Source organism: Streptomyces sp. NPDC006261 (assembly GCF_040613515.1).
Taxonomy (GTDB): domain Bacteria; phylum Actinomycetota; class Actinomycetes; order Streptomycetales; family Streptomycetaceae; genus Streptomyces.
Genome location: NZ_JBEXSI010000103.1, coordinates 1 through 13,575 on the forward strand (window position 1 = coordinate 1; position 13,575 = coordinate 13,575).

The 13,575-nt window shown below is 70.9% G+C and carries 7 protein-coding genes and 1 pseudogene; 6 read left to right on the plus strand and 2 right to left on the minus strand.

Translation table 11 applies throughout. The annotated features are described in order from the left end of the window. Positions 1-121: 121 nt before the first annotated feature. The gene (locus ABZ154_RS33615; protein WP_356838146.1) at positions 122-1,189 is read right to left on the minus strand and encodes an LPXTG cell wall anchor domain-containing protein; all 1,068 of its coding nucleotides are present in this window, start codon (positions 1,187-1,189) and stop codon (positions 122-124) included. Between the two features lie 302 nt (positions 1,190-1,491). Here ABZ154_RS33615 and ABZ154_RS33620 point away from each other — a divergent pair. Beyond that, positions 1,492-1,833 (plus strand): annotated as a pseudogene (locus tag ABZ154_RS33620) (TetR/AcrR family transcriptional regulator); the annotation flags it as partial. Between the two features lie 434 nt (positions 1,834-2,267). Then, a complete protein-coding gene (locus tag ABZ154_RS33625; RefSeq protein ID WP_356838148.1) occupies positions 2,268-4,310 on the plus strand; it encodes a M4 family metallopeptidase in 2,043 nt (680 codons plus the stop codon). Between the two features lie 109 nt (positions 4,311-4,419). Here the strand turns inward: ABZ154_RS33625 and glgP are convergent, their stop codons facing one another. Further along, entirely contained in the window at positions 4,420-7,092 is a 2,673-nt protein-coding gene (gene glgP, locus ABZ154_RS33630; protein WP_356838149.1) for an alpha-glucan family phosphorylase, read from the minus strand. Positions 7,093-7,805: 713 nt separating this feature from the next. On the opposite strand from glgP, the gene ABZ154_RS33635 reads away from it, so the two are divergent. From ABZ154_RS33635 to ABZ154_RS33650, 4 genes are all read left to right on the plus strand, one after another. Then, a complete protein-coding gene (locus tag ABZ154_RS33635) occupies positions 7,806-9,824 on the plus strand; it encodes an alpha-1,4-glucan--maltose-1-phosphate maltosyltransferase (RefSeq protein ID WP_356838151.1) in 2,019 nt (672 codons plus the stop codon). Next, a complete protein-coding gene (gene treS / locus ABZ154_RS33640) occupies positions 9,821-11,527 on the plus strand; it encodes a maltose alpha-D-glucosyltransferase (protein ID WP_356838153.1) in 1,707 nt (568 codons plus the stop codon). Before ABZ154_RS33635 ends, treS begins: the two co-directional genes overlap by 4 nt. A 231-nt stretch (positions 11,528-11,758) precedes the next feature. Continuing rightward, positions 11,759-13,180, plus strand: coding sequence for a maltokinase (locus ABZ154_RS33645; protein ID WP_356838155.1), 1,422 nt, complete (start codon positions 11,759-11,761; stop codon positions 13,178-13,180). Positions 13,181-13,236: 56 nt separating this feature from the next. Next, positions 13,237-13,575 (plus strand): hypothetical protein (locus ABZ154_RS33650; RefSeq protein WP_356838157.1); only part of this gene is annotated, 339 nt, incomplete at its 3' end.

Below are 13,575 nucleotides of genomic sequence, written 5' to 3' on the forward strand. Positions count from 1 at the left end.
CGAGACCCCCGGCCGCCGACTTCACCGTGTCGCCCGTGAAGACGTCGGTGAGCAGGCGGCCGCCTTTCAGCCGGGGGCGCTGCCCGGCCGGGCAGCGGCACCCCCCTCGCCGCTACGGGCGTCAGGCGGTCGCGTCGCCCTTGCGACGGCGGCCCAGCGCGAAGACGACACCGGCACCGGCGAGGATCGCCACTCCGCCGATGGTCGCGATGACCGGCAGGTTGGAGTCGGACCCGGTCTGGGCGAGGGTGCCCTCGGGCTTGATCTCGGTGTTGCCGACGGGCTTGACGGGGACCGGCTTCTTGCCGCCCGTCTGGGGCTCGGCCTCGTTGGGCTCGCCCGCGTCGGCGCCGGCGGCGAGGACGTCGAACTCGTAGAACTGCTCGCCCTCGGGGTAGACGCAGTTGCCATCTTCGTCGGCGTAGAGGCCGATGATGAAGGCGAAGGCGAAGCCCTCGGGCGCCTTCTTGTCGACGCTCAGGCGCAGGTCGATCGAGAAGGACTCCTTTGCCCGGATGTCGGTGTAGCCGATGTAGCCGATGACCTCGTCGTCCTGGTCGAGGGAGATGTCCGTCCAGACGCCCGTCTCCGGGTTCTTGAACTGGAGCGTGAGGTGATCGGTGTTCGGCAGCCAGCTGTCGTCGTCGACCTGCGCGGCGATGAGACCGAGGTCGACGCGCTTGTAGGCCTTGCCGCCCTTGTTCTCCACGTTCAGCTCGAAGCCGTGGAACCCGCTGCCCGCGACGACCTCGGAGGGAAGACCGGAGAGCGAGGTGCGCAGGTTCTCGTCGGTCTGCTGGTCCTCCGTGTCCTGGCAGATGTCACTGGGCGAGGTGACGGACGGCGACGGGGAGGGCGGGGTGGCGGAGGGGGAGGGGGACGCGGACTTGTCCTCGGGCTTCTCCTCCTGCTCCTTCTCCTCGCCCGCGGGCTCCTCCTGCTCCTTCTCCTCCTCGGCCGGGGGCTTCTCCTCGCCCTCCTCAGCAGGGGGGTTCTCCCCCTCCGGGGCGGGAACGGTGCCGGTCTCCTCGTCCGCGGACGGCGTCTCGGGCTCCTCCGACGCGGTGGCGGTCTCGGTCGCCTCCGGGGTGGGGCTCGGGGTCGCGAAGGCGGCGGGGGACGACAGGAGGGTGACCGGGGCGAGTACGGCGGTCGCTGCTGCGACGGCCAGAGCGCGGCGGATCTTCATGCGATGAGGTCCTCTGGGGAGTCTGGGTGCCGCTGCAGCGGCACGAAGGCTGGGAGGGCCGTCCGGTTTCGACGTGGGGGGAGACACGGGTGAGGCCAATGGGTGTGACTGTCGCCGGTGGTGCAGGGTTGTACCCGACAGGCGGTCGAATCGTGTGAAGCAGCACACAGGGCTCACACAGGAAATGCACGTTCCAGGACTCCTGGCCGCACCCCCTTCCCTCCCTCACCCTGGCAGCAGCCGCACCGCCCCGTTCCGCGGCCGGGTCCGTTCCGTGGACATGAAGCGGTGCAGGATCCGGGATGTTCCGCACCCTCCTGGAGGACGTCGCCGGGCCCGGCCGCCCGCGGCTCCTCGCCCACCCGGAGCTCCAGGCGGAGGCGGCCCGGCGTCCTTGGCTCTCCGCCCTCCTGGACCCGATGGCGAGCGGCGACTTCGCGGGGTTCGAGGCGGCCCAGCGATCCGCCGGACTGCCCGTCACCCCGCAACGGGCGGCCACCGTCACACTCGTGCTGCACGCGGCGGTCCCGCACCTGCTGGGAGGCGGCCCGGGCACCCCGGCGGCGGCAGGGCTGGACGACCTGGACCGGTTTGTACGGGGACTCCTGGACGCGGTGTATCCGACGGGCGCCACCCCGGCCTGAGCGCACCGGTCCGACGGACGCGGCGTCAGCCCGAGCGCACCGATCCGCCGGCCCCGCACCCTGACGGACCGCCCCCACGGACCGCCCCGTTCCGCTGGCGAGATCTGGCCAGAACCCGCCCCTGTCTCACCAGGTGGGCCGCAACCGCTTCCGGGCGTGCCGTTCGCGGGCGCCCTCCAGGCGCCGAACCTGTGCCCACCCTGTGAATACGGGCCTTCACACAGCCCGGCAACATTCCGGTGATGATCGGCGAAACGTCCGCTTAACGAACATGACCTTTCTGGCAACGAACGAATTCCGGCCAACTTATTGACGCGCTCCTGACAGGCGTACGGATCTGCTGAGACTCTTCACCCCGTTCTGCGCACCGCCTGCACCGTCCCGGACGGCTCGTCCAGCGCCGCCAGGTAACCCCCCTCGCAGAAGGAGTCCGCGTGAGATCCACGCCCAGCCGTCGCGCCACCGCGACCGGCGCTCTGATAGCCGCAGCAGCCATGATCGCCGTCGGACTGCAGTCCGGCTCCGCCACCGCCACCCCGACCTCGGCCACCCCGGCCGGCGGGATCACCGTCGGCACGAAGGCCGACCCGGGTTCGCTCCCCGCCAAGCTCTCCCCCGCCCAGCGCGCCGCACTCCTCAGCGAGGCCGACGCCACCAAGGCGGCGACCGCCAAGGAGCTCGGGCTCGGCGCCACGGAGAAGCTCGTCGTCCGCGATGTCGTCCAGGACCAGGACGGCACCACGCACACCCGCTACGAGCGCACCCTCGACGGACTCCCCGTCCTCGGCGGCGACCTGGTGGTCCAGGAGAACACGGCCGGCAGGACCCTGAGCGTCACCAAGGCGTCGAGGGCGACCACTGCGCAGCTGAAGGCCGTCGGCCTCACCGCCGACGTGGCCCCGGCCGCCGCCGAGAAGCAGGCGCTCGGTGCGGCGAAGGCGGAGGGCTCGAAGGCCACGAAGGCGGAGAAGGCGCCGCGCAAGGTCGTCTGGCTGGGCGGCGGCTCCCCGCAGCTGGCCTACGAGACCGTGGTCGGCGGACTCCAGCACGACGGCACCCCCAACGAGCTGCACGTGATCACCGACGCCGCCTCCGGCGAGAAGCTGTACGAGTGGCAGGCCGTCCACAACGGGACCGGCAACACCCAGTACAGCGGCCAGGTGACGCTGGGCACCGCACCCTCGTACACGCTGACCGACACCGCGCGCGGCAGCCACAAGACGTACAACCTGAACCGGGGCACCTCCGGCACCGGCACGCTCTTCACCAACTCCACGGACGTGTGGGGCAACGGCACCCCGCAGAACCTGGAGACGGCCGGCGCCGACGCCCACTACGGCGCCGCGCTCACCTGGGACTACTACAAGAACGTGCACGGCCGCAACGGCATCCGCGGGGACGGCGTCGGCGCGTACTCCCGGGTCCACTACGGCAACAACTACGTCAACGCGTTCTGGCAGGACAGCTGTTTCTGCATGACGTACGGCGACGGGGCGAACAACGCCAAGCCGCTGACCTCCATCGACGTGGCCGCCCACGAGATGACCCACGGCCTGACCTCGGTCACCGCCAAGCTGGTCTACAGCGGTGAGTCCGGCGGCCTCAACGAGGCGACGTCCGACATCTTCGCCGCCGCCGTCGAGTTCCACGCGAACAACCCGCAGGACCAGGGCGACTACCTGGTCGGCGAGAAGATCGACATCCGCGGCAACGGCACCCCGCTGCGCTACATGGACAAGCCCAGCAGGGACGGCAACTCCAAGGACTACTGGTACTCCGGCATCGGCGGCGTCGACGTCCACTACTCCTCGGGCCCGGCCAACCACTGGTACTACCTGCTCTCCGAGGGCAGCGGCACCAAGACGATCAACGGCGTCAGCTACGACTCCCCGACCTCCGACGGACTGCCGGTCACCGGCATCGGCCGGGACAAGGCCTCGCTGATCTGGTTCAAGGCGCTCACCACCAAGTTCACCTCGACGACCAACTACGCCGCCGCCCGCACCGGCACGCTCGCGGTCGCCAGTGAGCTGTACGGCGCCACCAGCCCGGAGTACGCGGCCGTGGCCCACGCCTGGGCCGGCGTCAACGTGGGTGCCCGCCCCGGCGGCGGCGACCCCGACCCGGGTGGCAAGGTCTTCCAGAACAACACCGTCGTGAACATCCCGGACGCGGGCGCGGCCGTCACCAGCGCGGTCAACGTCACCGGCATCGCGGGCAACGCCCCGAGCGCCCTCAAGGTCGACGTGAACATCAGCCACACCTACCGCGGTGACCTGGTCATCGACCTGGTGGCCCCGGACGGCGGCACCTTCCGGCTGAAGAACTCCTCTTCCTCCGACTCCGCGGACAACGTGGCGGCGACCTACACGGTCAACGCCTCGTCCAAGGTGGCCAACGGGGAGTGGAAGCTGAAGGTCCAGGACGTCGCCCGGTACGACACCGGCCGGATCAACAGCTTCAAGCTCACCTTCTGAGCCAGCGGCGGCACCGCACCACCACATGACCGAACGGCCCGGCAGGGATTCTGCTCCCCTGCCGGGCCGTTCGCCACCTGGCGAGTGTCCTGCCGTACGGCGCGCCCGCTCAGCGCATCAGCACGCCCGCACCCTCCCCCGTCGCCTCGTTCGGCACCGCGACCAGGCCCAACTCGGCGCCGGACGACAGCAGTTCGTGCGAGGGCAGAACGCGCACGGTGTAGCCGTACGGTCCCGTCCGGTCCAGGGCGAGCGGGCCCTCGTACAGCCAGCGGTCCTCCAGGTCATGGCCGCCCGCCGGCTTCAGCGGGAAGACCTGGGCGTCCGCGATGGCGTCGGCGGAGTCCACCCGGCCCGCCACCACCTGCACCTCGACGTCGTCCGGGTCCAGGCCGCCGAGGGCGATCCGCACCCGGAGCGACAGGGTCGCCCCCAGCTCCGCCGAGCCGCCCGCCACGGTGCCGGTGACCGACTCCACATGGTCGACGGAGACTTCCGGCCAGGCCGCCCGGACCCTCGCCTTCCACTGAGCCAGCTCCCGCGCCACCGCAGGGCCGAGCGCCCGCCGGGAGCGCGCGGCGGGCGCGTAGAGCCGCTCCACGTACTCGCGCACCATCCGCCCCGCGAGCACCTTCGGACCCAGGTTGACGAGGGTCGAGCGGACCATCTCGATCCACCGGTCCGGCAGGTCCGTGGCGCCCCGGTCGTAGAAGCGCGGGGCGACCCGGTCCTCGATCAGGGCGTACAGCGCGTTGGACTCCAGCTCGTCGCGGCGGTCCTCGTCGACCGCCGAGCCGTCGGCGGTGGGGATCTCCCAGCCGAAGTCCGGCTCGAACCACTCGTCCCACCAGCCGTCGCGCACGGAGAGGTTGAGACAGCCGTTGAGCGCCGCCTTCATCCCGCTCGTGCCGCAGGCCTCCAGCGGACGCAGCGGGTTGTTGAGCCAGACGTCGCAGCCCGGGTAGAGCTTCTGCGCCATGCCCATGCCGTAGTCCGGCAGGAAGACGATGCGGTGGCGGACCCTCGGGTCGTCGGCGAACCGCACCAGCTCCTGGACCAGCCGCTTTCCGCCGTCGTCGGCGGGGTGGGCCTTGCCCGCGACCACGATCTGGATCGGGTGCGTGGGGTGCAGGAGCAGCGCCCGCAGCCGGTCGCGGTCGCGCAGCATCAGCGTAAGACGCTTGTACGAGGGGACCCGGCGGGCGAAGCCGATGGTCAGGACGTCCGGGTCGAGGACGTCGTCGATCCAGCCGAGCTCGGCGGTGCCCGCGCCGCGCCGCCGCCAGGAGGCGTACAGCCGGCGGCGGACCTCGGTCACCAGCTGGCCGCGCAGCTCGCGGCGCAGCTCCCAGATCTCCTGGTCGCCGATGCCGCCCAGCGCGTCCCAGCGGCGCGGGGTGCCGGGCTGCCGCTCGGAGGCCTCGCCGTCCACCGTTCCGCCCGCCAGGACCTGGTGGGCGCGGCCGGTGCCGACCTGTCCGGCACCGAGGCGGAAGACCTCGGGGGCGACCCAGGTCGGGGCGTGCACCCCGTTGGTGACGGAGGTGATCGGCACGTCGGAGGGGTCGAAGCCCGGCCAGAGCCCGGAGAACATCTCCCGGCTGACGGCCCCGTGGAGGGTGGAGACGCCGTTGGCGCGCTGGGCGAGCCGAAGCCCCATCACCGCCATGTTGAACAGCTCGGGCTCGCCACCGGGGTAGGTCTCCCGGCCCAGCGGCAGGATCTTCTCCACGGGTACGCCGCTCAGCTCACCGTCGTCGCCGAAGTGGCGGGCGATCAGCTGCCGGTCGAAACGGTCTATCCCGGCGGGCACGGGGGTGTGGGTGGTGAAGACGGTCCCGGCGCGGACCACTTCGAGGGCCGCGTCGAAGCCGAGCCCGTCGGCGGCCAGTTCCCGGATGCGCTCCAGGCCGAGGAAGCCGGCGTGGCCCTCGTTGGTGTGGAACACCTCCGGCTCCGGGGTCCGGGTGAGCCGGCACCAGGTGCGCACGGCGCGCACCCCGCCGATGCCGAGCAGCATCTCCTGGAGGAGCCGGTGGTCGCTGCCGCCGCCGTACAGCCGGTCGGTGACATCGCGCTCGCCCGGTGCGTTCTCCTCCACGTCGGAGTCGAGCAGGAGGAGCGGGACGCGGCCGACCCGGGCCAGCCAGATCGAGGCGTACAGCGAACGCCCGCCGGGCAGGGCGAGCACCACCCGGGCGGGGGTGCCGTCGGCCTCGCGGACCAGGTCGAGCGGGAGTTCGTTGGGGTCGAGGACCGGATAGTGCTCCTGCTGCCAGCCCTCGCGGGAGAGGCTCTGGCGGAAGTAGCCGTGCCGGTAGAGCAGGCCGACACCGATGAGCGGGACGCCCAGGTCGCTGGCGGCCTTGAGGTGGTCACCGGCGAGGATGCCGAGGCCGCCGCTGTACTGCGGGAGTGCGGCGGTGACGCCGAACTCGGGTGAGAAGTAGGCGACGGCAGAGGGGAGCTCCGCGCCCGCGGCCTGCTGTTCCTGGTACCAGCGGGGGCCGTCCAGATACTCCTTCAGGTCGGCGGAGGCCTCGGCCAGGCGGCCCAGGTACTCCTCGTCCCGGCCCAGTTCGGCCAGGCGCCCGGCGGTCAGGGAGCCGAGCAGACGTACGGGGTCGGCGTCCGCGGGCCGCCACCCCTCGGGGTCGGCGGACCGGAAGAGCTCGCGGGTCTCGGTGTGCCACGACCAGCGCAGGTTGCGCGCGAGGTCGTGGAGGGGTCGGAGGGGTTCGGGGAGGACAGGACGCACGGTGAATCGACGAATGGCCTTCACGTACTCCACCTTTACAGGGGACTTGCGCATCCGAGCGGACGCACCACGGTGTGCGTCCCTTCCGTCACCCTCGACGGTAGCGGCCGTCCGTGGCGGACTGCCACGGCGCGCGGACGGCTCACGGAGTCTGAAGCCGGGCGCCGGGCGCCTCCCCACGGGAGCACCACGCGTATCACCGGCCCTCACCCACCCCACCCTTCACCTGCGGGTTTGGCCGATTTCCTTCCCGTACGCAGCCTTGTGGACCTTCCTGTCACAGGGAAGGCTGCCGTGTGGCGCCGCAGAGCGGGTATCCGGAACCTGTGAGGGCGCTTCGGGCTCCGTACGCCTCGGGAGCGCACGCCGGGGCGCCACCGGACCCCGACCCGGACCTGACCGGACCTGACCGACCGGCTACGACCGAGTAGTTAACACAACGCCGGATTTCCCGTGAACGAACGTGGGGAAGGCTTACCCGGTACTTCTCGCACGCGGCACCACCCGGCCCGCACACCCTCCCGGTGCATCCGAAACATGCACGAAACCCCCGCGACCCACCCATTCGAGTGCCATTCGAGTGAACGCGGACAGGAGCGGCCATGCCCACAGCCCGTCAGCAGACAGCTGAGCAGCTACAAAGGACAGATCCCCATCGTCGCGGCACGCGCGGTCGGTCCTCCGCGTCCGTGCCGTCGCCCGTGCACGCCGAGCTCCTCCAGCCCCCAGGTGATTCCATGATCGGTCGTATTCCCGTCCTGGACGTCCGTCCCCTCGTCGACTGCGGCAGACGTCCGGCGAAGGCCGTCGTCGGTGAGACCTTCCAGGTCACCGCCACCGTCTTCCGTGAAGGCCATGACGCGGTGGCGGCCAATGTCGTCCTGCGCGATCCGAGCGGACGGGTGGGACCGTGGACCCCGATGCGCGAGCTGGCCCCGGGCACGGACCGGTGGGGTGCGGAGATCACCCCGACCTCCGAGGGCCGCTGGACCTACACGGTGGAGGCGTGGAGCGATCCGGTCGCCACCTGGCGCCACCACGCCGCGATCAAGATCCCGGCGGGCATCGACACCGACCTGGTGCTGGCGGAGGGCGCCGCCCTGCTGGAGCGGGCCGCCGCCGGTGTACCGAAGAAGAACGGGCGGGAGGCGGTGCTCGCCGCGGTGGACGCGCTGCGCGACACGGCCCACTCGCCGGCCGCCCGGCTGGCCGCCGCCCTCACCCCGGCCGCCGAGGCCGTCCTCGCTCGGCACCCGCTGCGTGAACTGGTCACCCGGTCCAAGCCGCTGGCGGTGCGCGTGGAGCGCGAGCGGGCGCTGTACGGGTCGTGGTACGAGCTGTTCCCGCGCTCGGAAGGTGCGCGGCGGGAGCCGGTGGATCCGGCCGACACCTCGCCGGAGGCGGAGACGCGGCTGGTCAGCGGCACGTTCCGGACGGCGGCCGAGCGGCTGCCCGCGGTCGCCGCCATGGGGTTCGATGTCGTGTACCTGCCCCCGATCCACCCGATCGGGACCACCCACCGCAAGGGCCCGAACAACACGCTGACGCCCGGTGAGCACGATCCGGGGGTGCCGTGGGCGATCGGTTCCCCGGACGGCGGGCACGACGCGATCCACCCGGAGCTGGGCACGCTGGAGGACTTCGACCACTTCGTGGAGGTGGCCCGCAACCTCCGGATGGAGATCGCGCTGGACTTCGCGCTCCAGTGCTCCCCGGACCACCCGTGGGTCAAGGACCACCCGGACTGGTTCCACCACCGCTCCGACGGCTCGATCGCGTACGCCGAGAATCCGCCGAAGAAGTACCAGGACATCTACCCGATCGCCTTCGACAAGGACATGCGCGGTCTGGTGGCGGAGACCGTACGCGTCCTGCGCTTCTGGATGGACCACGGCGTACGTATCTTCCGCGTCGACAACCCGCACACCAAGCCGGTGGTCTTCTGGGAGAAGGTCATCGCCGAGATCAACGGCACCGACCCTGATGTCATCTTCCTGGCGGAGGCGTTCACCCGCCCGGCCATGATGCACACCCTGGGCGCGGTCGGGTTCCAGCAGTCGTACACGTACTTCACCTGGCGGAACACCAAGCAGGAGCTGACCGAGTACGTCACGGAGCTGTCGGGCGACGCCGCCTCGTACATGCGGCCCAACTTCTTCGTGAACACCCCGGACATCCTGCCCGGCTACCTCCAGCACGGCGGCCGCCCGGCCTTCGAGGCCCGGGCCGTGCTCGCCGCCACCCTCTCCCCGTCCTGGGGCGTCTACGCGGGATTCGAGCTGTGCGAGAACACCCCGGCCAAGCCGGGGAGCGAGGAGTACCTGCACTCGGAGAAGTACGAACTGCGCCCGAGGGACTGGGAGTCGGCGGAGCGCGAGGGCCGCACGCTGACGCCCCTCATCACCTCGCTGAACCGGATCCGACGACGTAACCCCGCGCTCCAGCAGCTGCGCGAGGTCCACTTCCACCACGCCGACAACGAGTCGCTGATCGTCTACAGCAAGCGTTCCGGTTCGAACACCGTTCTGGTGGTCGTGAACCTCGACCCTCACCACACCCAGGAGGCCACGGTCTCGTTGGACATGGAGCGGCTCGGCCTGCAAGGGCACGAGCGCCTGCCGGTGCGCGACGAGCTCACCGGCGACACCTATCACTGGGGCAGGGCCTTCTATGTGCGCCTAGAGCCGGGCATCACGCCCGCGCACATCGCCGTCCTGCGACCGTCCCCGCCGACCGGAGGGTCACCCACACCATGATCGTCAATGAGCCTGTCCACGACACGTTCGAGGACACTCCCGCCAAGGACCGTGATCCCGACTGGTTCAAGCGCGCCGTCTTCTACGAGGTGCTCGTCCGGTCCTTCCAGGACTCCAACGGCGACGGAATCGGCGACCTCAAGGGCATCACCGCCAAGCTGGACTACCTCCAGTGGCTCGGTGTCGACTGCCTCTGGCTGCCGCCGTTCTTCGAGTCGCCGCTCCGCGACGGCGGTTACGACGTATCGGACTACACCGCCGTACTGCCGGAGTTCGGCGACCTCGCCGACTTCGTGGAGTTCGTGGACGCCTCGCACCAGCGGGGCATGCGCGTCATCATCGACTTCGTCATGAACCACACGAGCGACCAGCACGAGTGGTTCCAGCAGTCCCGCACCGACCCGGACGGGCCGTACGGGGACTACTACGTCTGGGCGGACGACGACAAGCAGTTCCAGGACGCCCGGATCATCTTCGTCGACACCGAGACCTCCAACTGGACCTTCGACCCGGTGCGCAAGCAGTACTACTGGCACCGCTTCTTCTCGCACCAGCCGGACCTCAACTACGAGAACCCGGCGGTGCAGGAGGAGATCCTCGCGGCCCTGCGCTTCTGGCTGGACCTGGGCATCGACGGCTTCCGGGTCGACGCGGTGCCCTACCTCTACCAGCGCGAGGGCACCAACTGCGAGAACCTCCCGGAGACCCACCACTTCCTGAAACGGGTCCGCAAGGAGATCGACGCCAACTACCCGGACACCGTGCTCCTCGCCGAGGCCAACCAGTGGCCGGAGGACGTCGTGGACTACTTCGGCGACTTCGAGGCGGGCGGCGACGAGTGCCACATGGCGTTCCACTTCCCCGTCATGCCGCGCATCTTCATGGCGGTGCGCCGCGAGAGCCGCTACCCGGTCTCGGAAATCCTGGCGAAGACCCCGGCGATCCCGAAGAACTGCCAGTGGGGCATCTTCCTGCGCAACCACGACGAGCTGACCCTCGAAATGGTCACGGACGAAGAGCGCGACTACATGTACGCGGAGTACGCCAAGGACCCGCGGATGCGCGCCAACATCGGCATCCGCCGCCGCCTGGCCCCGCTGCTGGACAACGACCGCAACCAGATCGAGCTTTTCACCGCGCTGCTGCTGTCGCTGCCCGGCTCCCCGATCCTCTACTACGGGGACGAGATCGGGATGGGCGACAACATCTGGCTGGGCGACCGGGACGCGGTCCGCACCCCGATGCAGTGGACGCCCGACCGCAACGCCGGCTTCTCCTCCAGCGATCCGGGGCGGCTCTACCTCCCCACGATCATGGACCCGGTCTACGGCTACCAGGTCACCAACGTCGAGGCGTCGATGGCCTCGCCGTCCTCGCTGCTGCACTGGACCCGGCGCATGATCGAGATCCGCAAGCAGAATCCGGCCTTCGGGCTCGGCGAGTACACCGAGCTGCCGTCCTCCAACCCGGCGGTGCTGGCGTTCACCCGTGAGTACAAGGACGACCTCGTCCTGTGCGTGCACAACTTCTCGCGGTTCGCCCAGCCGACGGAACTGGACCTGCGATCGTTCAGCGGACGCCATCCGGTGGAACTGATCGGCGGGGTACGCTTCCCGGCCATCGGCCAGTGGCCCTACCTGCTGACACTGGCCGGGCACGGCTTCTACTGGTTCCGGCTGCGCAAGGACGCGCCGCCGGCCTGACCCGGCGGCAAGCCGTGCGGGACGGTTTCCGCCGTCCCGCACGGGGCACTCTGACCGAAACGAAAGGCCTGGGGCCCTCACGGTTCCGTCGCCTCGGGCCTTCCAGGTTCCGCCGTTCGAGTCCGTACGGACCTTCCTCTCCCGACACGTCCCGCACAGCCGGACAGCCATTGCCGCAATCCGGGACACTCTTCGCATCCTGTGGTGTGCCCGGGGAAAGGACGCGATGCCATGTCGGAGGCTGCATCCACTCACGTCGCCCTGGCGAAGAACACGAGGAACAGCGCGATTCCAAGCAGTACGGTGGACGGCGCCCTGCTGCCGTCCCTCGCCCCCCTGCTCCATGAATGGCTTCCCCGGCAGCGGTGGTTCGCCGGCAAGGGCCGGCCGGTCACCGGCTTCGCCCTGGTCTCCGCCACCGAGATGCTGCCGCTGGACGGCACCGCGGGCCCCGGCCTGCTCCATCTGCTGGTCCGGGTCCAGCAGCCGTCGCCGTCGGCCCGCCCTGCGGACGACTGCTACCAGCTCCTGATCGGCGTACGCGGCTCGCTGCCGGGCACGCTCGCCGCGGCGCTGATCGGCAGGGTGGAGCGCGGGCCGCTGGCCGGGCGGACCGTCTACGACGCGCTGCACGATCCGCGCCTGGCGGACCTCCTGCTGGAACGATTCCGCCTCCCGGGCACCCTCGGCTCCCTCCGCTTCGAGCGGACCGCCGCGATCCCGGCCGGACTGGCGCCCCGGGTGTTGGACGCGGAACAGTCCAACTCCTCGCTCGTCTACGGCGATGCGTACATCCTCAAGATCTTCCGCCGGGTCTTCCCGGGCACCAACCCGGATCTGGAGCTGCCGCTCGCCCTGGCCCGCGAAGGGTGCGACCGCGTCCCCGCGCCGGTCGCCTGGTTCGAGGCGCCCGGCCTCGAACCGCTCACCCTCGGCGTGCTCCAGCCGTTCCTGCACGGCGCCCGGGACGGCTGGCAGCTCGCCCTCACCGCGCTCACGGCGGGCCGCGACTTCGTCCCGGAGGCGCGGGCGCTGGGCCGGGCCACCGCCGAGGTGCACACCGCGCTCGCCGCGGCCCTGCCCACCCCGGCGCTGCACGGAACGCAGACCCGGCAGCTGGTCGCCCGGATGACCCAGCGTCTGGAGGCCGCCGCCCAGGCGGTGCCCGCCCTCGTCCCGTACGTCCCCGCCCTGCGGACCACGTTCGACGCCGTCACGGCCCTCGGCCACCGGGGCGGCGGCTGGGCGCAGCAGCGGGTGCACGGCGACCTCCACCTCGGCCAGGCGCTCCGCTCCCCCGACGGCTTCTGGTCGCTGATCGACTTCGAGGGCGAACCGGCCCGCCCGCTGGACGAGCGCCGCCGTCCGGCGCCCCCGGTCCGCGATGTGGCGGGCATGCTGCGCTCCTTCGACTACGCGGCCCGCTCGCACCGCCCGTGGAACCCCGAGTGGGCGGCCCGCTGCCGTGCCGCCTACTGCGAGGGGTACGCGCTCGCGTCGGGCACCGATCCGCGCGGCGAACCCGAGCTGCTGCGCGCCCACGAGACCGACAAGGCGGTGTACGAGGTGGTGTACGAGGCCCGCCACCGCCCCGACTGGCTGCCGGTCCCGATGGCCGCCATCCAGCGACTGGCCCAGTCCGCAGCGGCCTGAGCCCCGCTCCCCCTTTCACCCCTCCGCCCTCCGACCCCTCCGAGGAGGCAGTCCCTGTGACCGCCCGCAAGCCGTCCCGTAAGGGATCCCGCAAGACCGCAGCTGCCGAAGCCAGCGCCCAAGCCTCGGCTGAGGCCCTGAGCGTGGAGGCCGCGCCTGAGCCCGCACTCGCTCCGGCGCCCGCGCCCGCCTCCGTGGAAACCGTCGAAGCCGAGGCCGCCGCGCCGGTCGCCGCCGCCACGACGACCACCACCACCCAGGTGATCGCCGTCGGCTGGGTGCTGACCACCGCCATCCTCGCCGGTGTCACCCGCACTCTGCAGAAGAGCGGTGCGTCCGCAACTCTGCCGCAGCCCCAACTCCGCTATTCGATACCTGAATTGCGTGGATGTGTA